Below are 25,871 nucleotides of genomic sequence, written 5' to 3'. Positions count from 1 at the left end.
GGAAAGAGGGTAGACCATGCCTGTGATTGCAATGAATCAAGAGATGGCATCGCTGGGCAAGGATGTGGCCGAGGCCTTGGCCCACGAGCTCAAGCTGTCTCAGGTGAAGAATGAGGTGGTGGACCACGTCGCCGAAAACATGGCGGGCCCCACCAGTCTCATTCGTCGCGTGGTGGAGGGCAGGGCCGGCCTGCTCACCCGCATCACCACGGATAACGAAAGCCTGTCCAACTTGGTGGCCGAGGCTGTCTTCGAGCAGGCGGCCCAGGGCAACGTGATCATTCGGGGATGGGGTGCAACCTTCCTGCTCCGCGAGATTCCCCACATTCCGTGCATCCGGGTCTGTGCGCCCCTGGAGAACCGTGTGGCCTGGCTCAAGGCCAAGCTTGGCACCGATGACGAGGACCTGGTTCGAGAGGAGTTGCTTCGAAGTGATGCCGCCCATACGCGCAACATGGAGGTGCGCTTCGGGGCGGTCTGGGGAGATCCATTGCTCTACGATCTGGTGCTCAATACCAAGCGCCTGTCGGTGGATGCCTGCGTGGGTCAGGTGAAGGCGCTGCTCGCGCAGCCCGCCTTCCGTGAAACGCCGGAATCCCAGCAGAGGCTGCGCGACGCCGAGCTGGTGGCCCATGTGCGAGCGGCCTTGCGTCGCTCCGAAGAGGCCTCCGATGTGCACATTGTGATTGAGGCCCAAAAGGGCCGAGTCAAGCTCGCGGGCATTGTGGCCGATGAGTTTGAGGCCAAGGCGGCCCAGAAGGTTGCGGCCGCTGTGAAGGGGGTCTTGTCCGTTGAGGCCGATTTGAAACTCTTCTCCAGACAGCGATAGCGCGGGGCGTCATTTAAAAAAAGGGCGCCCGAGGGCGCCCTTTTTTTGTATTCAAAGCCATAATCAGGGGAAACCCGAAGTTATTTAAAAAAATAGTTTTACAAAGGGAGGGCAACGCGATGGGCCATCAATGGGTTCGATTTGTACATGGGGCCGAGGCAGGCTTTGGCACGCTGGAGGCCGGCAGCGTGCAGGTTTGGCGAGGGGACATGTTCGCCTCGCCCACCCCCACCGACCAGCGGCTCTCACTCGACGCCATTCGGCTGGTGCGCCCGGTGGAGCCTGGCAAGGTCATCGCGCTGTGGAATAACTTTGCGCAGCTCAGTGCCAAGCTCAACCTCACCAAGCCGCCAGAGCCGCTCTACCTGCTGAAGTCACCCAACACCTACAACGACCCAGGGGCGGTCATTCCCAGGCCCCGAGCCGAGGGCAAGGTGGTCTTTGAGGGTGAGCTGGGCGTGGTGATTGGCAAGACGGCCACGGCCGTGTCGGTGGAAGCCGCCATGTCGCATGTCTTTGGTCTCACCTGCGTGAACGATGTCACCCATGCCGACATCCTGTTTCGAGATGCCACCTTCCCGCAATGGGTGCGCTCGAAGGGCTTCGATGGCTTCCTGCCGATCGGGCCTGCGATTGCCACGGGGCTCGACCCCGCCAGCCTCCAGGTGAAGACCATTCTCAACGGCGATGTTCGTCAGGACTACCCGATTGCCGACATGCACTTCAGCGTGGCCGAACTCGTAAGCCTAATCTCGCACGACATGACCCTGCATCCCGGCGACATCATCATCTGCGGTACCTCCGTGGGGGTGGGCTCCATGAAGCCAGGCAGCAAGATCGAAATTCAAATCGAAGGCATTGGGTCACTGATCAATACCTTTGAGTAGTCGCGGTGGTGGTTGATTCAACACAAAAATAAGACTCTGGGAGGACGTATGAAAGTAGCAGTCATTGGAGTGGGTGCAATCGGTGGTCTCGTGGCCTGCAAGCTGGCCTTGGCCGGTGAGGATGTCACCTGCATGGTGCGTGGAAAGAACCTGGAGGCCATTCGTGAGAACGGCCTCAAGCTCATCATGGAAGATGGCACCGAGCACATTGCCAAGAATGTGAAGGCCACCAACAATTACGACGAAGCCGGCCCTCAAGACATCGTGATCCTTGCGGTCAAGGCGCATCAGGTGGCGGACGTTGCCGACGACCTGCCCAAGCTTTTTGGCCCCAAGACCGTCGTGGTCACCATGCAAAATGGCATTCCCTATTGGTATTTCACCAAGCACGGCGGCCCCTACGAGGGCACCCAGGTGGCCTCGGTCGACCCCACGGGCGATGCCATTCGCAAGATTCCGGCGGATCGTGTGCTGGGCTGCGTGGTCTACCCGGCCTCGGAGCTGGTGGCACCCGGCGTCATCCTCCATGTGGAGGGCCTGCGTTTTCCAGTGGGCGAGCTCGACGGCACCGTGAGTGAGCGGGCCACCATGGTCTCCGAATGCTTCACGCGCGCGGGCTTCAAGGCCCCCGTGCTCGACAACATTCGGGCGGAGATCTGGCTCAAGCTCTGGGGCAACCTCACCTTCAACCCGATCAGTGCGTTATCGCACTCCACGCTCGAGGCCATCTGCCAGTTCCCGCTCACGCGAGACCTGGCATCCAACATGATGACCGAGGCCCAGACCATCGCCAACAAGCTCGGCATCACCTTTCGGGTCACGCTCGAGAAGCGAATTGAGGGGGCTGAGAAGGTTGGCGCCCACAAGACTTCTATGCTGCAAGACATCGAGGCGGGCCGCAGTGTGGAGATCGATGCCTTGGTGGGCTCCGTCTCTGAACTGGGTCGCCTCACGGACATCCCCACGCCGCACATCAACACGGTCTATGCCTTGGTCAAGCTCTTGGAGAAAGTTACCCAGGAGCACCAGGGGTATGTGAAGATGCACTTCCTCAACTAATCCATTCGGAGCCCTCATGAGACGCCAACGAAACGCCCGGGTCATCGCCACCCTGGGCCCCGCCAGTTCCACGGTGGAGACCATCCTGGCGCTTCACGAGGCGGGCGCCGATGTCTTTCGATTTAACTTCAGCCATGGCACCCATGCAGACCATCAGGCCCGTTACGACATGGTTCGTGAGGTGGAGCGCCGTGTGGGCCGACCGATCGCCATCCTGGCGGACTTGCAAGGCCCGAAGCTTCGGGTGGGCGTCATGGGCGGCGGCAAGGCCCTGATCGAAACCGGCAGCGAGTTCATCCTCGACAACGACCCGTCCCCGGGTTCGGCCCAGCGCATCTGCCTGCCGCATCCGGAGCTCTTCGCGGCGGTCGAGCCGGGGCAGTCCCTGCTGCTCGACGATGGCAAACTGCGTCTGCAGGTGGTGAGCAAGACGGCCACCCAGATCAAGACCAAGGTCATCACCGGCGGCCCGCTCTCCGATCGGAAGGGCGTGAATGTGCCCGACGCCATCCTGCCCATCCCTGTGCTCACCGAGAAAGACCGCCGAGACCTCGACTTCGCCCTCTCGCTCGGTGTGGAGTGTGTGGCCCTCTCGTTCGTGCAACGGCCCGAAGACCTCCATGAGGCCCGCGAGATCATCGGCGACCGGGCCCTGCTCATGACCAAGCTGGAAAAGCCCCAGGCCATGGACCATCTCGAGGAGATTGTTCGGCTTTCCGACCTCGTCATGGTGGCTCGAGGCGACCTCGGTGTGGAACTGCCACCCGAGCGGGTACCGATTGCATCCAAGCGCATCCTGCGTTCCTGCCGCGCGCAGGGCAAGCCGACCATTGTGGCCACCCAAATGCTCGAGTCCATGATTTCGGCGCCCACGCCAACGCGGGCCGAGGCCTCCGATGTGGCCAGTGCCATCTACGATGGTGCTGATGCGGTCATGCTGAGCGCGGAATCGGCCAGTGGGGCCTATCCCGTTCAGGCCGTCTCGATGATGGATCGCATCATTCGAGAGGTGGAGGCCGACCCGGCCTATCGCACCCTCATGGATGCTCAGCACCCCGAGCCGCTTCCCACCACGGCAGACGCCATTTGTGCAGCCATGCGAAGCGTGGCCGAGGTGGTCAAGGCCTCCGCCAACGTCACTTACACCACGTCGGGCACCACCAGCTTTCGTGCAGCCCGTCAGCGGCCCATGGCCCCCATTCTCTGCATGACCCCACGGCTCGAAACAGCCCGACGCATGGCCTTTGTCTGGGGTGTGCATGCGAAGGTGGTGCCCGATGTGAGCTCCGCCGATGAGATGGTCTCGTGTGCTCGAGAGGTCTGCCAGGCCGAAGGCTTTGGCGTGGCAGGCGACAAGATCGTGATCACTGCCGGAATGCCCTTTGGGCGGCCGGGCACCACCAACCTGCTCCGGGTGGCAACGGTCTAGATCTTGCCGGCGTGCTTGAGGCGACTGAGCGTCTCGGAGGAGATGTTCAGGTAGGCCGCCAGTTCCTTCTTGGGCAGTTTGTCGAAGAGATCGGGGTGCTTGCGCAGGAAGCGATGCACCCGACCCGGCGCATCGAGCAGGTGTAGCGTGATGGTGTGGGCCATGATCTCGCTCATGAGCTTCATGACCTCGATGTTGAAGGCCTGCTTGAGCGGCGGAATGTCCTCAATGAAGGCCACCCAATGGGCGAGCGGCAGTTTGGCCACCCGGGCCTTGGTCACCGCCACAATGCTGTAGGGCGTTGGTGTCTTGAGCCGCCAGGCCGCGTAACTGGTCTCGATGTCGGTGCCCTCTGAAAAACGCAGAATCATGCGCTTGCCCTTGGGGTTGGTCACCACCCGTTTGAGAATGCCGTCGAGTACAAAGTACTGTTCCATTTCCTTCACACCCTGGTGAAGAAGAAACTCTCCTTTTTGCCGGTCGACGATGGAGAGTTGCTGCTCCAGGGCGGCCAGATCGGCCTCACCCACCCCTTTGAGCACGAGGTTTTGCCGCAATTGCACACGAATGATGTTCTTCTCGGGATGCCGATCGATGGAGGACATGGGGTAAACGCGAGTTCCCAAAAGGGTTAATGGGCTTTTTGGGCTCACAAAAGCGCCGAAACTTGACCATCGTCAATGGCCGCCTCACAGCCCTTTCTTATCATACCTTCACAGCGCCGACTCAGTAGGTTCATGCTGGCTGGGCAGCCCCTTATTTCGCAGCCTCTAGAGAGAGACCGACAAGATGACCAACATCTCTGACATGAAGAACATTTCCGAGTCCGTGGAGCTCACCGATGGCTTCCATCTCGTGATCGATGCCCTCAAGCTCAACGGCATCGACACCATTTTCGGCCTGCCCGGCATTCCCATCACCGACCTCACGCGCATGGCGCAGGCCGAGGGAATGCGCGTCATTTCGTTTCGCCATGAGCAGAATGCGGGCAATGCTGCCGCCATCGCCGGCTTCCTGACGCAAAAGCCTGGGATCTGCCTCACTGTGTCAGCACCTGGCTTTCTCAATGGCCTGACGGCCCTGGCCAATGCGACCACCAACTGCTTCCCCATGATCCTCATCAGCGGCTCGAGCGAGCGTGAGATCGTGGACCTGCAGCAGGGTGACTACGAAGAGATGGACCAGCTCGCCATCGCCAAGCCGCACTGCAAGGCGGCCTTCCGCGTCCTGCATGCCGAGGACATCGGCGTGGGCGTGGCCCGGGCCATTCGTGCGGCTGTCTCGGGCCGGCCGGGTGGCGTCTACCTCGACCTGCCTGCAAAACTCTTCTCCCAGTCCATGGATGCGGCCGCTGGCAAGGCCTCCCTGATCAAAGTGGTCGATCCCGCGCCACGTCAAATTCCTGCGCCCGATGCGGTGTCGCGCGCGCTTTCGGTGCTGCGCGAGGCCAAGCGTCCCCTTGTTCTTTTGGGCAAGGGTGCGGCCTACGCCCAGGCAGATGCCGAGATTCAGGCACTCATCGAGAAGACAGGCATTCCGTATCTGCCCATGTCCATGGCCAAGGGCGTGCTGCCCGACACCCATGAGCTCTCCGCAGCGCCGGCCCGCTCCTATGTGCTGGCCGAGGCCGATGTGGTCGTGTTGATTGGCGCCCGACTGAACTGGCTGCTATCCCATGGCAAAGGGAAGACCTGGGGCGGCAAGGATGCTCGCAGCCCTGGCCAGAAGAAATTCATTCAGATCGACATTGCGCCCACCGAGATGGACAGCAATGTGGCCATCGACGCGCCGTTGGTGGGCGACATCGGCTCCTGTGTCTCGGCCCTGCTGGCTGGTCTTGGCAATTGGCCCAAGCCGCCTGCAGAGTGGGCCAACGCCATCGCAGAGCGCAAGAACAAGAACATGGCCAAGATGATGGAGACCCTGTCCCAGAATCCGCCGGTCATGAATTTCCACAGCGCCCTGGCCGTGGTCAAGGACATCGTCGAGGCCAACCCCGAGGCCATCCTGGTGAACGAAGGGGCCAACGCGCTCGACTTCACCCGCAGCATTGTGAACATGTTCAAGCCGCGCAAGCGTCTCGATGTGGGCACCTGGGGTGTGATGGGCATCGGCATGGGCTTCTGTGTGGGCGCGGCCGTGGTGACCGGCCAGCGCGTGATTGCCATTGAGGGCGATAGTGCCTTTGGCTTTAGCGGCATGGAGGTGGAAACCATTTGCCGGTACAACCTGCCTGTCTGCGTGGTGATCCTCAATAACAACGGCGTCTACCGCGGCACCGATGTCAACCCCACGGGTGGGGCCGATGTGGCACCCACGGTCTTCGTGAAGAACGCCCGCTATGAATTGCTCATGGAGGCCTTCGGAGGCGTGGGTGTTCATGCCAAGACGCCGGCCGAGCTGCGGGCCGGCATGGAGGAGGCCATTCGCTCCGGCAAGCCCACCCTGATCAACGCCATCATCGATGAAACCGCAGGCACCGAGAGTGGTCGAATCACCAGCCTTAATCCAACCAGTGCAGCAACCAAGAAATAACTCACAAGAGGAGAAGAAGCATGTCTGGAACCAAACCCCTGAAGGGCATCAAGATCATCGATTTCACCCACGTCCAGGCTGGCCCGGCCTGCACCCAGCTGCTGGCCTGGTTCGGTGCAGACGTCATCAAGGTGGAGCGCCCAGGCTCCGGTGATGTCACCCGCACGCAGCTTCGAGACAAGCCCGAGGCCGACGCCCTCTACTTCACCATGCTCAACAGCAACAAGCGCTCGCTCACCCTGGACACCAAAACGCCGCAGGGCAAGGAAGTGCTCGAGAAGCTCATCAAAGAGTCGGATGTCATGGTGGAAAACTTCGCGCCCGGCGCCCTCGACCGCATGGGCTTCACCTGGGAGCACATTCAAAAGCTCAATCCCAAGATGATCGTGGCCTCGGTCAAGGGCTTTAGCGATGGTCACCATTACGAAGACCTCAAGGTCTACGAGAATGTGGCCCAGTGCGCTGGCGGCGCAGCCTCCACCACCGGCTTCTGGGATGGCCCGCCCACCGTCTCTGGTGCGGCCCTTGGCGACAGCAACACCGGCATGCACCTGGCCATCGGCATTCTCACGGCCATCATTGGCCGACAGCAGACGGGCAAGGGCCAGAGGGTGGCCTGCTCCATGCAAGATGCCGTGCTCAACCTGTGCCGCGTGAAGCTGCGTGACCAGCAACGGCTCGATCACCTCGGCTACCTCGAGGAGTATCCCCAGTACCCCCATGGCAAGTTCAGCGACGTGGTGCCACGCGGCGGCAATGCTGGCGGCGGTGGCCAGCCCGGCTGGGTCTTGAAGTGCAAGGGCTGGGAGACCGACCCCAATGCTTACATCTACTTCACCATCCAGGGCCATGCATGGGAGCCGATCTGCCGCGCCTTGAACAAGCCCGAATGGATCGAAGACCCGGCCTACAGCACGGCCCGCGCCCGTCAAGACAAGATCTTTGACATCTTCGCCTTCATCGAGAGCTGGCTGGCCGACAAGACCAAGTACGAGGCGGTCGACATTCTTCGCAAGTTCGACATCCCCTGCGCACCTGTATTGTCGATGAAAGAGCTCGCTGCAGACAAGTCTTTGCGGGCCAGTGGCTCCATCGTGGAAGTGGATCACAAGGTCTACGGCAAGTACCTCACCGTGGGCAGCCCGATCAAGTTCTCAGACTTGAAGCCCGAGATCACGGGTGCGCCGCTGCTCGGTGAGCACACGGATGCGGTCCTGGCTGAGCTTGGCTACAACGCAGACCAGATCAAGTCCATGCACGAGAAGGCTGTGGTCTAAGGCAATGAACCAGCTCGTGATCCCCATCGCAGTCGAAGGCGCCACCAAGGAACGCAAACGACAGGCGCCCAAGGGCCGCCGTGTAGACCCAACTGCGCTCCAGGATGTCCAGGGGCTGCTGGGGGACACATCACGAGATCGGGCTTATCTCATCGAGCACCTGCACCGGCTGCAGGATCACTTCGGGCATCTCTCGTCTGGCCACCTGGCGGCGCTCGCCCACGAGCTTCGCCTGGCCCAGGCCGAGGTCTATGAGGTCGCCACCTTCTATCACCACTTCGATGTGGTCCGCGATGGTGAAGCGCCGCCGGCGGCACTCACGGTGCGCGTCTGTGATGGGCTCTCTTGTGAAATGGCGGGTGCACAGAGACTGTTGGAGCGACTGCCGGCCTTGCTTGGAAAAGAGGTTCGGGTGATTCATGCACCCTGCATCGGGCGTTGTGAGCAGGCGCCCGCGGCCGTGGTGCATCAGAACCCGATTCCCTTTGCCACCGAGGAGAAGATTGCCCAGGCTGTGAAGAGCGGGCAACGGCTTCACGCGCCAGAGGCCTACACGGGCCTTCAGGCGTATGTGGACGCGGGCGGTTACCAATTGCTGAAGGCCTGCCTGTCGGGCGATCGTTCCCTCGAGGATGTGCTGCAGACCATGGAAGACTCAGGCCTGCGCGGCCTGGGCGGGGCGGGCTTTCCGGCTGGCCGCAAGTGGCGCATCGTTCGAGATCAGCCGGCGCCTCGGCTGATGGCCGTGAACATTGACGAGGGTGAGCCTGGCACCTTTAAAGACCGCACCTACCTCGAGCAAGACCCGCACCGTTTCCTCGAGGGCATGCTGATTGCCGCCTGGGCGGTGGGCATCGAGGCCATCTACATCTATCTGCGTGACGAATACCACGGCTGCCGGGCCATGCTCGAAAAGGAGCTCGACCTCCTTCGCGCCAGCCCACCCATGGCCAAGATGCCGCTCATCGAACTGCGCAGGGGGGCGGGTGCCTACATCTGCGGTGAAGAGTCGGCCATGATCGAATCCATCGAGGGCAAGCGCGGCATGCCGCGGCTTCGCCCCCCTTATGTGGCCCAGGTTGGCCTCTGGGGTCGGCCCACACTGGAGCACAACTTCGAGACGCTGCACTGGGTTCGGGAAATCCTCGAGAAGGGTGGGGCATGGTTTGCCTCGCATGGCCGGCATGGTCGTAAAGGGCTGCGGTCTTTCTCGGTCTCTGGGCGTGTGAAGTCGCCGGGCGTGAAGCTTGCACCTGCGGGCATCACCATCCAGGAACTCATCGATGAGCACTGCGGCGGCATGCTGCCGGGCCACACCTTCTACGGTTACCTGCCCGGTGGGGCCTCGGGCGGCATTCTGCCGGCCCGCATGAATGACATTCCGCTCGACTTCGACACCCTGCAGCCCCACGGCTGCTTCATTGGGTCGGCCGCCGTGGTGGTGCTCTCCCACCATGACACCGCCAAACGGGCGGCCTTGAACACCATGCGGTTCTTCCAGGATGAATCCTGTGGCCAGTGCACGCCGTGTCGGGTGGGCACGGCCAAGGCCGTGCGGCTACTGGAGTCCGACAACTGGGACCAAGACCTTCTGGGCGATCTCTCCACCGTCATGCGAGATGCCTCCATCTGCGGACTGGGACAGGCGGCGCCCAATCCCATCGACTGCGTCATCAAGTACTTTCCCCATGAACTGACGGGCCAAGGCCGGGAGTCCAAGGCATGAATGCGGTCACGAAGGTCGAGACGGTGAACCTGCAGGCCACCGAGATTCAGTTTGAGATCAATGGCAAGGCGGTCACGGGCTTTGGCCACGAGACCATCCTTGAGGTCGCCAAGCGCAACGGCATCAAGATTCCTCACCTTTGCTACAAGCAGGGTTTGGAGACCGCTGGCAACTGCCGGGCCTGCATGGTGGAGATCGATGGCGAGCGGGTGCTCGCACCTTCCTGCTGCCGGCACCCCTCCAACAACATGAAGGTCACCACCGACAGCGAGCGGGCGGTGAAGTCTCAGAAAATGGTGCTTGAACTCCTGCAGTCGGACATGCCCGAGGCGGAGTACACGCGGCACAACGAGGTGGACTTCTGGGCCGAGAGGCTCGGTGTTGGCAAGCCGCGTTTTGCGCCTCGCACCCAGGTGTTTGCAGACCTCTCCCATCCGGCCATTGCCGTCAACCTCGATGCCTGCATTCAGTGCACACGGTGCCTGCGGGCCTGCCGAGATGAGCAGGTGAATGATGTCATTGGCCTGGCCTTCCGGGGCGAGCACGCCAAGATCGTCTTCGACATGGACGACCCCATGGGCGCCTCCACCTGTGTGGCCTGCGGCGAATGCGTGCAGGCCTGCCCCACCGGTGCACTCATGCCGGCGCGCGAGGCGGCCCTCACGGTGCCCGACCAGAAGGTGGACTCCGTCTGCCCGTACTGCGGTGTGGGCTGCCAGCTCACCTACCATGTGAAGGACGACAAAATCCTGTTTGTGGAGGGCCGCGATGGCCCCGCCAACCACAAGCGGCTGTGTGTGAAAGGCCGTTACGGCTTCGACTATGCCCACCACCCACAGCGGCTTCGCAAGCCTTTGATTCGTCGAGACGACGCGCCCAAGCAGGGCGATTTCATGATGGACCCAGACGATGTGCTCAGTGTCTTCCGCGAGGCCACCTGGGAGGAGGCCCTGGCCCGCGCCGGCGGCGGCCTCAAGCAGATCCGAGACACCCACGGGCGCAAGGCGCTCGCGGGCTTTGGCTCGGCCAAAGGCAGCAACGAGGAGGCCTACCTCTTTCAGAAGCTGGTTCGAACGGGCTTTGGCTCGAACAATGTCGACCATTGCACGCGGCTGTGCCATGCCTCCTCGGTGATGGCCTTGCTCGAAGGCCTCGGCTCGGGTGCGGTCTCCAACCCCGTCATGGATGTCACCGAGGCCGAGGTGGTGGTGATCATCGGTGCCAACCCCACGGTGAACCATCCCGTGGCGGCCACCTGGATGAAGAACGCCATGAAGAATGGCACCAAGTTCATCATCATGGACCCGCGCAAGACAGAACTCTCGCGGCATGCCCACCGCTTCTTGCAGTTCAAGCCCGACACCGATGTGGCCCTGCTCAACGCCATGATGCATGTCATCGTGACCGAGGGCCTGGTCGACAAGGACTTCATTGCCAGCAGAACCATCGGCTACGAAGACCTCGAGAAGAATGTGTCCGGCTACAGCCCCGAGACGATGGCGCCCATCTGCGGGATTGATGCCCAGACCATCCGTGAGGTGGCTCGCCTCTATGCCACCTCCAAGGGCTCGATGATCCTCTGGGGCATGGGCGTCTCGCAGCATGTCCATGGCACCGACAATGCCCGTTGCCTCATCGCGCTGGCCCTCATGACGGGCCAGATCGGACGGCCGGGCACGGGCCTGCATCCCTTGCGTGGCCAGAACAACGTTCAGGGCGCCTCCGATGCAGGCCTCATTCCCATGGTGTACCCGGATTATCAGAAGGTTGGCGACCCAGCCGTGCGTGCTGCATTTGCCAAGGCCTGGGGCGTGCCCGTGGAGAGCCTCGATGACCAGCCTGGACTCACCGTGGTCGAGGTCATGCATGCCATCGACCGTGGCGAGATTCGGGGCATGTACATCCAGGGCGAGAACCCCGCCATGTCCGACCCCGACGCCCACCATGCGCGCCACAGCCTGGCCTCGCTCGACCTGCTCGTGGTGCAGGACATCTTCCTGACCGAGACGGCCTACTTGGCCGATGTCATCCTGCCAGCCAGCGCGTTTCCCGAAAAGACCGGCACCTTCACCAACACCGACCGCCTCGTTCAATTGGGTCGGCAGGCGGTCTCGCCACCGGGAGAGGCCCGCCAAGACCTCTGGATCATCCAAGACATGGCTCGGCAGCTGGGCCTCAATTGGCAATACAGCCACGTGTCGGACGTCTTCGATGAGATGCGCAAGACCATGCCGAGTATCGGTGGCATCACCTGGGCGCGGCTCGAGCAGGATGGCGCCGTGACCTACCCCTGCCTGAAAGAAGGCGACCCAGGCGATCGGGTGATTTTTACGGAGCGCTTTCCCACGGCCACGGGCCTGGCCCGCTTCGTGCCGGCCGACATCATTCCAGCCAATGAGCGGCCCGATACAGACTTCCCCTTGGTGCTGATCACGGGCCGGCAGCTTGAGCACTGGCACACCGGCAGCATGACCCGCCGGGCCACGGTGCTCGACGCCCTGGAGCCAGACCCAGTGGCCCTCATCCACCCGCTCGACCTCGACGGATTCGGCGTTGTGCCCGGGGATGTCGTCACCCTGCGAAGCCGGCGCGGCGAGGTCAGCCTCTATGCCCGTGCCGACGAGGCCACGCCGAGGGGTGCCATTTTTGTCCCCTTTTGTTATTACGAGGCCGCGATCAATCAGCTCACCAACGCAGCCCTGGACCCGGTCGGCAAGATCCCCGAGTTCAAGTACTGCGCTGTTCAACTGGAAAAGGGTGGCATTCCACCGGTCCAGGCCAGCTACGGTGGCGGTCAGATTCTCGAGGGGCTGATGGCCAGGCTCGACGCCTAGGCGAGCGCGCATCGCCTGCAGCCTTTGGCGCCATGCCACGGGCGGGCCCAGGCCTGGTTTGCTTGGCGGCCTGATTTTTGGCGGTCTTCCCCTTGAAATGGCGGGGGGAAGCCCCCATCTCCTGAGAAATCGATCTTTTTCCAGGAGCGTTAGACCATGTCGGCCACGCCACAAGACCCGTCCCATCCGCAAGACCAAGACCCCCAGGTAACACCCCCAGCCGAGCAGGCTGCTGGTCAGCCTGCCGCCACCGATGGCTCCACCGATGTGCCCAGCGTAGACCCCTTGGCCCATGCGCAGTCCCTGCTGGCCGAGCGCGATGACCAGCTGATTCGCCTGGCAGCGGAGATTGAGAACCTGCGCAAACGGCATGCCCAGGAACTGGGCAACGCGAGCAAGTTCGCCATCGAAGGTTTTGCCGAGGCCCTGCTGCCCGTGGCCGACAGTCTGGAGACGGCGCTCTCGCTCCAAGGCCAGACCCTCGAGGGCCTCACCAGTGGGGTGGAACTCACCCTGAAACAACTCCAGCAGGCCTTTGAGAAGGGCCGGCTCGTGGCCTTGAATCCGGCTGGCGAGAAGTTTGACCCCAACCGCCATCAGGCCGTCTCCATGGTCGACGGGGCCCAGGCCGACCCACCCGTGACCGCGGGTCATGTCGTGTCGGTGCTCCAGAAGGGCTATCTCATTGGTGAGCGTGTGCTGCGGCCCGCCCTGGTGGCCGTGGCCTCTTGAAATCCAGCATTTCGCACCCAACTTCCCTCCTAACCAAAACCCGATTTGAAGGACACGAACATGGCAAAAATCATTGGAATCGACCTTGGCACCACCAACTCTTGCGTGGCCATCATGGAGGCAGGCCAGCCCAAGGTCATTGAGAACAGCGAGGGTGCCCGCACCACGCCGTCGATCATTGCTTACATGGACGACGGCGAGATTCTCGTGGGTGCGCCCGCCAAGCGGCAGGCGGTCACCAACCCCAAGAACACCCTGTATGCCGTCAAGCGCCTCATTGGCCGCAAGTTTGGAGACAAGGAGGTCCAAAAAGACATCGACCTCATGCCTTTTCAAATTGTAAAGGCCGAGAATGGCGATGCCTGGGTCTCGGTGCGCGACAGTCGCCTCGCTCCGCCGCAGGTCTCGGCCGAGGTGCTTCGCAAAATGAAGAAGACGGCCGAAGATTACCTTGGCCACGAGGTCACCGAGGCGGTTATCACGGTACCGGCCTACTTCAACGATGCCCAGCGCCAGGCCACCAAGGATGCTGGCCGGATCGCGGGCCTAGACGTCAAGCGCATCATCAATGAGCCCACGGCGGCGGCCCTGGCCTTTGGCCTCGACAAGGCCGCCGGCAAGGACCGCAAGATCGCCGTCTATGACCTGGGCGGAGGCACCTTCGACGTGTCCATCATTGAGATCGCCGATGTGGATGGCGAGAAGCAGTTCGAGGTGCTCTCCACCAACGGCGATACCTTCCTGGGCGGTGAAGACTTCGACCAGCGGATCATCGATCACATCATCGATGAGTTCAAGAAGACCAACGGCGTCGATCTCTCCAAAGACCCCATTGCCCTGCAACGGATCAAGGCCGCTGCGGAGCGGGCCAAGATCGAGCTGTCGTCCAGCCAGCAGACCGAGCTCAATGAGCCCTACATTGCCATGGCCAACGGTGCGCCTGTTCACCTCACCTTCAAGCTCACCCGCGCCAAGCTTGAGGGCCTGGTGGACGACCTCATCTCACGCACCATCGAGCCCTGCAAGGTCGCCCTCAAGGACGCGGGTGTGTCGGCCTCGCAGATTGACGATGTGATCCTGGTGGGCGGCATGACCCGCATGCCCAAGGTGCAGGACGCCGTGAAGACCTTCTTCGGCAAGGAGCCCCGCAAGGACGTCAACCCAGACGAGGCCGTGGCCGTGGGCGCGGCCGTGCAGGGTGCCGTGCTCGCAGGCGATCGCAAGGATGTACTCCTGCTCGATGTCACGCCCTTGTCTCTGGGCATCGAGACCCTTGGTGGCGTCATGACCAAGATGATCCAAAAGAACACCACCATCCCGACCAAGTTCTCGCAGGTCTTCTCGACGGCTGAGGACAACCAGCCGGCCGTGACCATCAAGGTCTTCCAAGGCGAGCGTGAAGTCGCTGCGGCCAACAAGATGCTCGGGGAGTTCAATCTGGAGGGCATTCCAAGCTCACCGCGCGGCACGCCACAGATTGAGGTGACCTTCGACATCGATGCCAACGGCATCCTGCACGTCTCGGCCAAGGACAAGGCCACGGGCAAGGAGAATAAGATCACCATCAAGGCCAACTCTGGCCTCTCCGAAGACGAGATCAACAAGATGGTGGCCGATGCCGAGGCCAATGCCGAGGAAGACCGCAAGCGCATCGAGCTGGTCCAGGCCCGCAATGCAGGCGAGGCCATGTCGCACTCCGTGAGGAAGTCGCTCGAAGAGCATGGTGAGAAGCTCGAGGCCGATGAAAAGTCTAAGATTGAGGAGGCGCTCACGTTACTGGACGCCGCCCTCAAGACCGACGACAAGGCAGACATTGAAGCGAAGACGGATCACCTCATGAAGGCCTCTCAGAAGCTCGGTGAGAAGGTCTATGCCGACGCCAATGCGGCAGCCGCTGCAGCAGGCGCAGCAGGTGCAGGCCAGCAGGGCTCGGATGCCAAAGCGGAGGATGTGGTCGACGCCGACTTCAAAGAAGTGAAACGTGATTAATGGCCAAGCGTGACTACTATGAAGTGCTCGGTGTCGCGAAGAATGCTTCTGATGAAGACATCAAGAAGGCCTATCGCAAGTTAGCCATGAAGCATCACCCGGACCGCAATCCGGGGGACAAAACGGCAGAGGAGAAATTCAAGGAGGCCAAGGAGGCCTACGAGATGATCTCCGATCCAGAGAAGCGGGCGGCCTACGATCGCTTCGGCCATGCCGGTGTCGACCCCAACGCCGGCATGGGGGCAGGGGGCCAAGACTTCGGTGGCTTTGCCGATGCCTTTGGCGACATCTTTGGTGACATCTTCGGTGGGCAGGCACGCGGTGGCGGCGGCCGTGGTGGCCGCGGTGGCAGCAATGTTTACCGTGGCAGCGACCTGCGTTATGGCCTGGAGGTCACGCTCGAACAGGCAGCCGCGGGCTACACCACCGAGATTCGGGTGCCGAGCTGGGAATCCTGCACCCCTTGCGGCGGCTCGGGGGCCAAGCCTGGCACCAAGCCTGAGACCTGCAAGACCTGCGGCGGCCAGGGTCAGGTTCGAATGCAGCAGGGTTTCTTCTCCATCCAGCAGACCTGCCCCACCTGTCATGGGTCCGGCAAGAGCATCCCCAATCCGTGCACCAGCTGCGAGGGCGTGGGCCGTGTTCGCAAGCAAAAAACACTCGAGGTCAAGATTCCTGCCGGCATCGACGATGGCATGCGCATTCGGTCGGCGGGCAATGGCGAGCCCGGGGTCAATGGCGGTCCGGCCGGCGACCTCTATGTGGAGATCACCCTCAAGCCGCATCGCGTTTTTCAGCGTGAGGGCGATGACCTGCACTGTGAGGTGCCTGTGGGCTTTGCTCGCGCAGCACTCGGGGGTTCCATTGACGTGCCCACCCTCAATGGGAAGGCGAGCTTCGACCTCCCAGAGGGCACCCAGACGGGCAAGACCTTCCGGCTGCGGGGTAAGGGCATCAAGAACGTTCGAACCAGCCTGGCCGGCGATCTCTACTGCCATGTGGTCATCGAGACGCCCGTGAAACTCTCGGACAAGCAAAAGGAATTGCTGGAAGCCTTCGAGGCCTCGCTCGAGGAGGGTGGGGACCGACACAGCCCACAGAGCAAGGGCTGGATGGACAAGGTTCGCGAGTTCTTTAACTAGCGCGGAGAACCATGTTCAGTCTAGAGCCAATGGGTTGGACCATTCTGGTGGCCGCCACATTGGTCATGGTGAGTGTTCTTGCGGGCCTCGTGGCCTCGCGAACGGGCCTGCCATTGCTGCTCATCTTCTTGGTCATTGGCATGTTGGCCGGTGAGAATGGTCCTGGTGGCATTGCCTTCGACGACCATCAACTGGCCTTCTGGTTTGGCAATGTGGCCCTGGCCGTCATTCTCTTGGATGGTGGCCTTCGCACCCAGATGAAAACCTTTCGAGTGGCCCTAAAGCCCTCTTTGCTGCTGGCCACGGTGGGTGTGGTGCTCTCTTGCCTCATTCTGGCGGGCCTGCTGCAGGCCATCACGCCGCTCACCTGGCCACAGGCCTTGCTCATCGGTGCCATCGTCTCGTCGACCGATGCCGCGGCCGTGTTCTCGCTGCTCGGCAGTGCAGGCATTCGGCTCAATGAGCGCATCTCGGCCACCTTGGAAATTGAATCTGGGCTCAACGACCCGATGGCTGTGTTCCTGACCCTCATGGCCATTGGGCTGGTGGCCAGCGGGATGGACAGCCTGGGCCTTGGCGATGTGGCCATGGCCTTGCTCCAGCAGGCGGGTGTGGGCGCGCTCGTGGCCTATGTTGGCTACTTTGCATTTGCCAAGATGCTCAAGTGGCTCAAGGCGGAGTCGGCCCACAACCCAGGCCTGGGTGCCATTCTGCTGGTGGCCGGCGGCCTGGTGCTCTATGGGGCCTCCACGGCCTTTGGCGGATCGGGATTCCTCACGGTCTACCTTTTTGGGCTCTTCTTCGGGAACCGGCGATCGCGGTATGTGAAGACCGTCATTCCCGCCATGGACGGACTGGCCTGGCTGTCGCAGGCATGTATGTTCCTGCTCTTGGGGTTGCTCGCCACGCCAACCATCTTCTTGGACAACCTCTGGGTGGGCCTTGCAGCCGCATTTATTCTCATGTTCATTGCGCGCCCCTTGGCGGTCTGGATCAGCCTGATGCCTTTCCACTTTGGCTGGAAGGAATCCACGCTCATCTCATGGGTGGGCCTTCGGGGTGCGGTGCCGATCATTCTGGCGATCTTCCCGATCATGGCCGGCGTGGACCCTGACCGCACCATGCTGCATCTGGCTCTGATGGTGGTCATTGCCTCTTTGGTGTTTCAGGGCTGGAGCCTTGGCACCGTGGCCAAGCGCCTGGACCTCCTGCTGCCCGATCAGGCCGATCCGGTCGCTCGACGCAAGGCCTTTGGTGATTTCGGTCTGCTGGGCAGTGCCTACATGCGCGACATTTCAGACTTCTATGGCCTGGCGATCGAAGAGCATGAGTTCGACCAGACGCTCTCCCAATGGACTCGGCTGCGGCTTGGCAAGCCTGCTGTGATTGGAGACCAGGTGCATGTGGCGGGCCTGTGCTTCACGGTCACAGCCCTCGACGTCGAGGGTGAGATTCAGCGGGTGGGCATCAAGGGCGATGAGCCCAAGGCAGTCTGATCTCAGCCCGCCTCTGAGGCAGCAAGCGCCTTCTTGATCTGCGCCAAGGCGTTGGGGTCTTCCAGGGTCGTCATGTCGCCGGGGTCGCGTCCTTCAGCGAGCGCCTGCATGGCACGCCGTAGCAACTTGCCCGACCGGGTCTTGGGCAGCAGGCCCACGAAGTGCACACGGGCGGGCCGACCAATGGCGCCGAGCACCTTGTCCACGGTGGCCATGATGGCCTTCTCTTCGGCCGCGCGGCCAGCCTCATCGGCGGCCTTGGCCGCGTCTTTAAGGACCGCGAATGCGATGGGCACCTGGCCTTTGAGTGAATCGGCCACGCCGACCACGGCCACCTCGGCCACATTGCTGTGGGCCTGGATGGCCTCCTCGATCTCCCGGGTGCCGAGTCGATGGCCGGCCACATTGATGACGTCGTCGGTGCGGCCCAGAATAAAGAGGTAGCCGTCCTGGTCGCGGGTGGCGTAGTCGAAGGTGGAGTAGATCAGTTGGCCGGGCACGCCCGAGAAATAGGTCTTCACGAAGCGGTCGTCGTCTCCCCAGACAGTCTGCAGGCAGCCGGGCGGCAGCGGCGGCGCCATGCAGAGCATGCCCTTCTCATTGGCAGCCACCTCCTGGAAGGTGGATTCGTCGATGAGCCGCACGTCGTAGCCATAAACTGGGAAGCTCGGGCTGCCGAACTTGGTCTCGGTGACGTCGATGCCATGCTGGGCCGACAAAATGGGCCAGCCGGTCTCGGTCTGCCAGTAGTTGTCGATGATCTTCACACCGCCAAGTGCATCGGAGATCCAGCGGGCAGTCGGCTCATCGAGGGGCTCTCCGGCCAGAAAGAGTCGGCGCAACCTGCTGGTGTTGTGCGCGCTCATGAACTTGGGGTCTTGCTTCTTGAGCACGCGTGCGGCGGTGGGGGACGAGAACATGGTGGTCACACCATGCTTTTCGGCAATCGACCACCAGATGCCGGGGTCGGGCCGAATGGGCAGGCCCTCGTAGACCACGGTGGTCGAGCCATTGATGAGCGGCGCATAGACAATGTAGGAGTGGCCCACCACCCAGCCAATGTCGGAGGTGGTGAACATGGCCTCACCCGGTTTGCAGTCGTAGATGTGGCGCATGGAGGCGGCCAATGCCACCGCATAGCCGCCCGTGTCACGCTGCACGCCCTTGGGCTTGCCGGTGGTGCCGGAGGTGTAGAGGATGTAACTGGGGTCTGTGGCCAACAGGGGCTCGCAGGCCACGCTGGCCTTGGCGAACTGCTCGCGCAAGGGGCTGTACTCGACATCCCGCCCGGCCACCAGGTCTAGGGCGGCGAGCCCGCGGTTGATGAGCAGGACCTTGGCGGGGGGTGCCTTGGAGAGGCGGCAGGCTTCATCCACCAAGTGCTTGTAGGGCACCTCCTTGCCACCACGCATGCCGGCGTCTGAGGAGACCATGAGCACGGGTGTGGCGTCATCGATTCGGGCCGCGAGCGAGGGCGCAGCAAAGCCCCCAAAGACCACCGAATGAATGGCGCCGATGCGTGCGCAGGCCAGCATGGCGAAAATCGCCTCGGCAATCATGGGCATGTAAATGAGCACCCGTGAGCCTTTGGTCACCCCCAAGGACTGCATGGCCGCGGCCATGGTCTGCACCTCCTGGTGCAATTGGGCAAAGGTGTAGACCTTCTCTTCGTTGGTCTCGGTGGAGATGTAGACCAGGGCCTTTTGTTCGGCCCGGTCTTTCAGGTGCCGGTCGATGGCGTTGTGGCAGAGGTTGGTCTTGCCACCCACATACCATCGGGCAAATGGCGGATTGGAGAAGTCCAAGACTTGGCTGGGCTGCTCAAACCAGTCGATGAGGGCCGCCTGCTCCGCCCAGAAGGCCTCTTTGGCGTCGATGGAGCGACGATGCACCCCGGCGAGCTTGGTGTCCTTGAATGCCACGGTCATGGTTGTCTCCTTGCCCTATTTGTTGTTCACCAAATGGCTGGGCTGCGCATTGGGTGATGCAATTTAAATCTGTTCCACGGGTACGAAGACCCACCCCTCCATTAAAACGCGTGCACTCCGACTCATGATGGCCTTGGTGATGGTCCACTCGCCATCTCGACATTGCGCCTGGGCGCCGACCCTCAGCGTGCCTGAGGGGTGGCCGAAACGCACGGCATCCCGGGCCCCGCCACCGGCCGCCTGGTTTACCAGCGTGCCCGGAATGGCCGCGGCCGCACCAATGGCCACGGCCGCTGTGCCCATCATGGCATGGTGAAGCTTGCCCATGGAGAGGGCCCGAACGAGGAGATCGACCTCGGAGGCTGCCACGGGCCTCCCGCTGGATGCGGTATAGGAGGCCGGCTTGGCCACAAAGGCGATTTTGGGCGTGTGCTGACGGCCACTGGCCTGCTCGGGGCTTTGAATGAGGCCCATTCGCACGGCGCCATGGGCGCGGATCTTCTCGAAGAAGGCCAGGGCCTCGGGACTGCCGTTGATGGCCTCTTGCAACTCCACCCCGGTGTAGCCAATGGCCTGGGCCTCGACAAAAATGGTGGGAATGCCCGCGTTGATCATCGTGGCCTTGAGCGTGCCAATGCCGGGCACGTCCAGGTCGTCGATGAGATGGCCGGTCGGGAACATGGCGCCCTCTGCACCCTCCTCTTCGGCAGCCGGGTCGATGAACTCAAGGGCCACCTCGGCGGCCGGGAATGTCACCCCATCGAGCTCGAAGTCGCCGGTCTCTTGGACTTGGCCATTGGTCATGGGCACATGGGCCACGATGGTCTTCTGTATGTTGGCCTGCCAGATGCGAATGGTGGCCATGCCGTTCTGCGGAATGCGGCTCGGATCGATGAGGCCCTTGCGAATGGCAAAGGGGCCTACGGCGGCCGAGAGGTTTCCGCAGTTGCCACTCCAGTCGACAAATGCAGAGTCGATGGAGACCTGGCCAAACAGGTAATCGACATCGTGGTCGGGGCGGCTGCTTCTGGAGAGGATGACGGTCTTGCTGGTGCTGGAGGTGGCCCCGCCCATGCCGTCGATCTGCTTGGCATAGGGGTCGGGGCTACCAATCACACGCAGCAGCAGCTTGTCTCTTGCGGGCCCGGGGCTGCGGGCAACATTCGGCAGGTCGTCGAGGCAGAAGAAGACGCCCTTGCTGGTGCCACCCCGCATGTAGGTGGCGGGAATGCGGAGCTGCGAGGCGAATGTCGGTGCCATGCTCAGGCGGCCTTGGCCTCGAGAAAGTCTTGGGCGAAGCGCTGCAGCACGCCGCCGGCCTCGTAGATGGAGACCTCCTCTGCAGTGTCGAGTCGGCAACGAACGGGCACGGTGATGGACTCGCCATTGCGGCGGTGGATGACCAGGCGCAGTTCGGCCCGTGGCTGGCGATCGCCGGTGACATCGAAGGTCTCGGTGCCATCGATCTCCAAGGTCTGCCGAGTGGTGCCTGGCATGAACTCGAGTGGCAGCACACCCATGCCCACCAGGTTGGTGCGGTGAATCCGCTCAAAGCCTTCGGCCACAATGGCCTCCACACCGGCCAGGCGAACGCCTTTGGCAGCCCAGTCGCGTGAGGAGCCCTGGCCGTAGTCGGCCCCAGCAATGACGAGGAGTGGCTGACGCCGGTTCATGTAGGTTTCGATGGCCTCCCACATGCGCATGACCTTGCCCTCGGGCTCGACCCTGGCCAGGGAGCCCTGTTGAACCTTTCCGTTGATCACAGCCATCTCGTTGATGAGCTTGGGGTTTGCAAAGGTGGCCCGTTGCGCGGTGAGGTGGTCGCCGCGGTGGGTGGCGTAGGAGTTGAAGTCTTCCTCGGGCAGGCCCATCTTGGCCAGGTACTCGCCGGCCGCGCTGTCGGCCATGATGGCATTGCTCGGTGAGAGGTGGTCGGTGGTGATGTTGTCGCCGAGCACCGCCAGTGGCCGCATGCCTTTGAGGCTGCGCTCGCCGGCCAGTGCACCCTCCCAGTAGGGGGGGCGCCGGATGTAGGTGCTCTGCGGCCGCCAGGCATAGAGCGGATTGGTCTTCTGCGAATTTGTCTCGACGCGCAGCTTGAACATGGGCTCGTAGACCGCGCGGAACTGCTCGGGCCGAACGGCCTGGGCCACCACGGCATCAATCTCGTCGTCGGAGGGCCAGAGGTCTTTGAGCAGAATGGGCTGCCCGTTGGCATCGGTGCCGAAGGAATCCTTTTCGATGTCGAAACGGATGGTGCCCGCCAGGGCATAGGCCACCACCAGTGGCGGCGAGGCCAGGAAGGCCTGCTTGGCATACGGATGAATTCGGCCATCGAAATTCCGATTGCCCGAGAGCACCGCCGTGGCATAGAGGTCCCGGTCGATGATCTCTTGCTGAATGGCGGGGTCCAGTGCCCCACTCATGCCGTTGCAGGTGGTGCAGGCGAAGGCCACCACGCCAAAGCCAAGCTGCTCGAGTTCGGGCATGAGGCCCGCCGCTTGTAAATACAGGGCCACGGTCTTGGAGCCCGGGGCCAGCGACGACTTCACCCAGGGCTTGCGGGCAAGGCCCAGACGATTCGCATTGCGGGCCAGCAGTCCGGCTGCAATCATGTTGCGAGGATTGTTGGTGTTCGTGCAGCTGGTAATGGCCGCGATGATGACCGCGCCGTCGGGCATGCGATTGGGCTCGAGCGTGTAGGCCCCAGAGATGCCCGCCGCACCAAGGTCTTGTGTGGCCACCCGCTTGTGCGGATTGGATGGCCCCGCGATGTTGCGCACCACGGTGGAGAGATCGAACCGGAGCACGCGTTCGTACTCCGCATGGGCCATGGCATCGGCCCACAGGCCGGTCTGCCTGGCGTAGTTCTCCACCAGGGCAATCTGTGCCTCGTCGCGGCCGGTGAGTCGCAGGTAGGCCATGGTCTGTGCATCGATGTAGAACATGGCGGCCGTGGCCCCGTACTCCGGCGCCATGTTGGAGATGGTGGCCCGATCGCCCAGCGACAGGGCGGTGGCACCCTCGCCATAGAACTCCAGGTAGGCCGAGACCACCTTGGACTTTCGCAGGAATTCCGTGAGGGCGAGCACAACATCGGTGGCCGTGATGCCCGCCTGGGGTCGGCCGGTGAGTTCCACGCCCACGATGTCGGGAAGACGCATGTAAGAGGCCCGCCCGAGCATGACGCTCTCGGCCTCCAGTCCGCCCACGCCAATGGCAATCACGCCCAAGGCATCGACCATGGGCGTGTGGCTGTCGGTGCCCACCAGGGTGTCGGGGAAGGCCACGCCATCGCGTACCTGAATGACCGGCGACATGCGCTCCAGGTTGATCTGATGCAGGATGCCGTTGCCCGGTGGAATGACATCCACATTTTCGAAGGCCTGCTTGGTCCAGTCGATGAAGTGAAAGCGGTCTTCATTGCGACGGTCTTCAATGGCCCGGTTCTTCTCGAAGGCCTGAGGGTCTGCCCCACCGCACTCCACTGCCAAGGAGTGATCGACCACCAGCTGCGTGGGCACCACGGGGTTCACCTGGGCCGGGTCGCCGCCTTTGGCGGCAATGGCATCGCGAAGGCCTGCCAGATCCACCAGGGCGGTCTGTCCGAGAATGTCGTGACAGACCACGCGGGCCGGGAACCAGGGGAAGTCGAGGTCGCGTCGTCGCTCGATGAGCTGCCGCAGGCTCTCGGTGAGCGCACCCGGGTCGCAGCGTCGCACCAGGTTCTCGGCGAGCACCTTGGATGTATAGGGGAGCCGATCGTAGGCACCCGGGGCGATTTCTTCGACGGCCTGGCGGGCATCGAAGAAATCGAGGCCCTTGCTGTGGGGCAGTGGTTTGCGATGGGCGCTGTTCATGGCCTTAGCGACGGTTTTTCATGGGGACGAATGTCTGGTCATCGGGGCCGATGTAGTTCGCGCTGGGGCGAATGATCTTTCCATCCTCGCGCTGCTCGATGATGTGGGCGCTCCAGCCCGAGGTGCGTGAGATGACAAAGAGCGGGGTGAACATGGCCGTGGGCACGTCCATCATGTGATAGCTCACAGCACTGAACCAGTCGAGGTTGGGGAACATCTTTTTGATGTCCCACATGACCGTCTCGAGCCGCTCGGCGATGCTGAACATTTTCATGTCCCGGGCCTGGGCCGACAGGCCACGGGCCACCTCTTTAATCACCTTGTTGCGCGGGTCGCTCACGGTGTAGACGGGATGGCCAAAGCCAATGACAACCTCTTTGTTCTCGACGCGGCGGCGAATGTCGGCCTCGGCCTCGTCGGGCGAGTTGTAGCGTTTCTGTACCTCGAAGGCCATCTCGTTGGCGCCCCCATGCTTGGGCCCACGCAGGGCGCCGATGGCCCCGGCGATGGCGGAGTAGAAGTCCGAGCCGGTTCCGGCAATGACCCGTGCCGTGAAGGTGGAGGCGTTGAACTCGTGCTCGGCATAGAGGTTGAGCGAGACATGCATGGCCTTCACCCATTCATCGGGCGGGGTCTGGCCATGGAGCAGGTGAAGAAAGTGACCGCCAATGGAATCGTCGTCCGTCTCGACATCGATCATGCGACCGTTGTGGCTGTAGTGGTACCAGTAGAGGAGCATGCTGCCCAGGCTGGCCATGAGGCGGTCGGCGATGTCGCGCGCGCCCGGGGCGCTGTGGTCGTCCTTCTCGGGAACGGCGCAGCCCAGTGCAGACACAGCGGTTCGCATGACGTCCATGGGATGCGAGGAGGCAGGCAGGGCTTCGAGTGCGGCCATGACTGAGGCTGGAATGCCGCGCAGGGCGCGGAGCTTCTTCTTGTAGCCGGCCAATTCGGTGGCATTGGGCAGTTGGCCATGGACCAGCAGGTAGGCCACCTCTTCGAACTCGCAGGCTGCAGCCAGGTCGAGGATGTCGTAGCCACGGTAGGCCAGGTCGTTGCCCGTGCGACCCACGGTGCACAGGGCCGTATTCCCGGCGGTGACGCCCGAGAGGGCCACGGACTTCTTGGCCTTGGGCGCGTTGGGCATCTCAGCAACATTCGACATAAGCAACTTATCCTTTCTGATTAAACAGGGCGTCGAGTTTATTCTCGTAATCCCAGTAGCCAATGGCGTCGTAGAGTTCTTGGCGTGTCTGCATGAGGTCGACCACATGCTTCTGTGTGCCATCTCGGCGCACGGCCTCGTAGACCGCCTGTGCAGCCTTGTTCATGGCGCGGAATGCCGAGAGCGGATAGAGCACGATGGCCACTCCCGCACCGCGCAGTTCCTCCACCGTGAACAAGGGGGTGCTGCCAAATTCGGTGATGTTGGCCAGCACGGGCACCTTCACGGCCGCCACAAACTTTTTGTACATGTCGAGGTCGGTCATGGCCTCTGGGAAGATGGCCGTGGCGCCAGCCTCCACACAGGCGCAGGCCCGGTCGATGGCCGACTGCAGGCCCTCGACGGCCAGCGCATCGGTTCGGGCCATGATCATGAAGTCGGGGTCGTCGCGGGCATCGACTGCGGCCCGAACCCGGTCGACCATCTCATCGAGGCCCACAATCGCCTTGCCGGGCCGATGGCCACAGCGCTTGGCACCCACCTGGTCCTCCAGGTGCACGCCGGCTGCGCCGGCCTTCACGAGCGAGCGAATGGTGCGCCCAATGTTGAAGGCAGATGCGCCAAAGCCGGTGTCGATGTCAACCAGGAGGGGAAGGTCGCAGACATCGGTGATGCGGCGCACATCGATGAGCACATCTTCCAGGCCAGTAATGCCAAGGTCGGGCAGGCCCAGCGAGCCTGCAGCCACGCCACCTCCCGACAAATAAATGGCCTCAAAACCAGCCCGCTTGGCCAGCAGGGCATGGTTGGCATTGATGGCGCCAATGATCTGCAGGGGCTTCTCGGCGGCCATGGCCGCCTGAAGGCGGGCGCCTGCGCTGGGCTTGGGGGAGGTGGGCATGAACGGTCTCGGTGGTGGTTTTAATGAGGAGCTTGGACACCACTCTATCGTCCGTGCGGCCAACTTGGAATTCGGCATTCCA

18 protein-coding genes are annotated in these 25,871 nt (G+C 62.5%); 12 read left to right on the top strand and 6 right to left on the bottom strand.

Features of this window, described 5'->3' with window-relative positions; translation table 11 throughout:
• Window positions 1-16 precede the first annotated feature (16 nt).
• The 4 genes from AC8GDA_RS06980 (at window position 17) to pyk (ending at window position 4,204) form a co-directional block, all read left to right on the top strand.
• Window positions 17-829: a cytidylate kinase family protein gene (locus AC8GDA_RS06980; RefSeq protein WP_506555813.1), complete on the top strand. Its 813-nt coding sequence runs from the start codon at window positions 17-19 to the stop codon at window positions 827-829.
• A gap of 119 nt (window positions 830-948) precedes the next feature.
• Window positions 949-1,716, top strand: coding sequence for a fumarylacetoacetate hydrolase family protein (locus tag AC8GDA_RS06975; RefSeq protein WP_506555812.1), 768 nt, complete (start codon window positions 949-951; stop codon window positions 1,714-1,716).
• 48 nt (window positions 1,717-1,764) lie between these two features.
• Window positions 1,765-2,775 carry a 2-dehydropantoate 2-reductase gene (locus tag AC8GDA_RS06970; RefSeq protein ID WP_506555811.1) on the top strand — a complete coding sequence of 337 codons (1,011 nt, stop codon included), beginning with the start codon at window positions 1,765-1,767 and terminating at the stop codon, window positions 2,773-2,775.
• A 16-nt stretch (window positions 2,776-2,791) separates the two neighbouring features.
• Window positions 2,792-4,204: a pyruvate kinase gene (pyk, locus tag AC8GDA_RS06965; RefSeq protein ID WP_506555810.1), complete on the top strand. Its 1,413-nt coding sequence runs from the start codon at window positions 2,792-2,794 to the stop codon at window positions 4,202-4,204.
• Here pyk and AC8GDA_RS06960 read toward each other — a convergent pair.
• Window positions 4,201-4,809 (bottom strand): Crp/Fnr family transcriptional regulator, encoded by a 609-nt coding sequence (locus tag AC8GDA_RS06960; RefSeq protein ID WP_506555809.1) that lies wholly within the window; start codon window positions 4,807-4,809, stop codon window positions 4,201-4,203. The two genes, pyk and AC8GDA_RS06960, sit on opposite strands and share 4 nt — an antisense overlap.
• 184 nt (window positions 4,810-4,993) lie before the next feature.
• On the opposite strand from AC8GDA_RS06960, the gene oxc reads away from it, so the two are divergent.
• The 8 genes from oxc (at window position 4,994) to AC8GDA_RS06920 (ending at window position 17,935) form a co-directional block, all read left to right on the top strand.
• Complete coding sequence (gene oxc / locus AC8GDA_RS06955; protein WP_506555808.1) at window positions 4,994-6,739, top strand: oxalyl-CoA decarboxylase; 1,746 nt, start codon at window positions 4,994-4,996, stop codon at window positions 6,737-6,739.
• A gap of 20 nt (window positions 6,740-6,759) precedes the next feature.
• Window positions 6,760-8,016, top strand: coding sequence for a formyl-CoA transferase (gene frc, locus AC8GDA_RS06950; protein ID WP_506555807.1), 1,257 nt, complete (start codon window positions 6,760-6,762; stop codon window positions 8,014-8,016).
• Window positions 8,017-8,020: 4 nt separating this feature from the next.
• Complete coding sequence (locus AC8GDA_RS06945; RefSeq protein WP_506555806.1) at window positions 8,021-9,742, top strand: NAD(P)H-dependent oxidoreductase subunit E; 1,722 nt, start codon at window positions 8,021-8,023, stop codon at window positions 9,740-9,742.
• Window positions 9,739-12,576 (top strand): formate dehydrogenase subunit alpha, encoded by a 2,838-nt coding sequence (fdhF, locus tag AC8GDA_RS06940; protein ID WP_506555805.1) that lies wholly within the window; start codon window positions 9,739-9,741, stop codon window positions 12,574-12,576. The genes AC8GDA_RS06945 and fdhF overlap by 4 nt, the downstream gene beginning before the upstream one ends.
• A 156-nt stretch (window positions 12,577-12,732) precedes the next feature.
• Entirely contained in the window at window positions 12,733-13,308 is a 576-nt protein-coding gene (gene grpE, locus AC8GDA_RS06935) for a nucleotide exchange factor GrpE (RefSeq protein WP_506555804.1), read from the top strand.
• Window positions 13,309-13,368: 60 nt separating this feature from the next.
• Complete coding sequence (gene dnaK / locus AC8GDA_RS06930) at window positions 13,369-15,297, top strand: molecular chaperone DnaK (protein ID WP_506555803.1); 1,929 nt, start codon at window positions 13,369-13,371, stop codon at window positions 15,295-15,297.
• Window positions 15,297-16,439: a molecular chaperone DnaJ gene (dnaJ, locus tag AC8GDA_RS06925; RefSeq protein ID WP_506555802.1), complete on the top strand. Its 1,143-nt coding sequence runs from the start codon at window positions 15,297-15,299 to the stop codon at window positions 16,437-16,439. The genes dnaK and dnaJ overlap by 1 nt, the downstream gene beginning before the upstream one ends.
• A 29-nt stretch (window positions 16,440-16,468) precedes the next feature.
• Complete coding sequence (locus AC8GDA_RS06920; RefSeq protein ID WP_506555801.1) at window positions 16,469-17,935, top strand: potassium/proton antiporter; 1,467 nt, start codon at window positions 16,469-16,471, stop codon at window positions 17,933-17,935.
• A 2-nt stretch (window positions 17,936-17,937) separates the two neighbouring features.
• On the opposite strand, the gene AC8GDA_RS06915 is transcribed toward AC8GDA_RS06920, so the two are convergent.
• From AC8GDA_RS06915 to prpB, 5 genes are all read right to left on the bottom strand, one after another.
• Complete coding sequence (locus tag AC8GDA_RS06915; protein ID WP_506555800.1) at window positions 17,938-19,863, bottom strand: propionate--CoA ligase; 1,926 nt, start codon at window positions 19,861-19,863, stop codon at window positions 17,938-17,940.
• 63 nt (window positions 19,864-19,926) lie between these two features.
• Window positions 19,927-21,123 (bottom strand): 2-methylaconitate cis-trans isomerase PrpF, encoded by a 1,197-nt coding sequence (gene prpF, locus AC8GDA_RS06910; protein WP_506555799.1) that lies wholly within the window; start codon window positions 21,121-21,123, stop codon window positions 19,927-19,929.
• A 2-nt stretch (window positions 21,124-21,125) separates the two neighbouring features.
• Window positions 21,126-23,723, bottom strand: coding sequence for a Fe/S-dependent 2-methylisocitrate dehydratase AcnD (acnD, locus tag AC8GDA_RS06905; RefSeq protein ID WP_506555798.1), 2,598 nt, complete (start codon window positions 23,721-23,723; stop codon window positions 21,126-21,128).
• Window positions 23,724-23,727: 4 nt separating this feature from the next.
• Window positions 23,728-24,888: a bifunctional 2-methylcitrate synthase/citrate synthase gene (prpC, locus tag AC8GDA_RS06900; protein WP_506555797.1), complete on the bottom strand. Its 1,161-nt coding sequence runs from the start codon at window positions 24,886-24,888 to the stop codon at window positions 23,728-23,730.
• Between the two features lie 7 nt (window positions 24,889-24,895).
• The gene (gene prpB / locus AC8GDA_RS06895; RefSeq protein WP_506555796.1) at window positions 24,896-25,789 is read right to left on the bottom strand and encodes a methylisocitrate lyase; all 894 of its coding nucleotides are present in this window, start codon (window positions 25,787-25,789) and stop codon (window positions 24,896-24,898) included.
• Window positions 25,790-25,871: the final 82 nt, after the last annotated feature.

Origin of the sequence: Hahnella aquatica (SeqCode) (assembly GCF_965194505.1) — a bacterium.
In the GTDB taxonomy this organism is placed as follows: Bacteria; Pseudomonadota; Gammaproteobacteria; order Burkholderiales; family Burkholderiaceae_A; genus Hahnella; species Hahnella aquatica.
The sequence above is the reverse complement of the archived record's forward strand: the minus strand, read 5'-3'. Positions and strand labels throughout refer to the sequence as shown.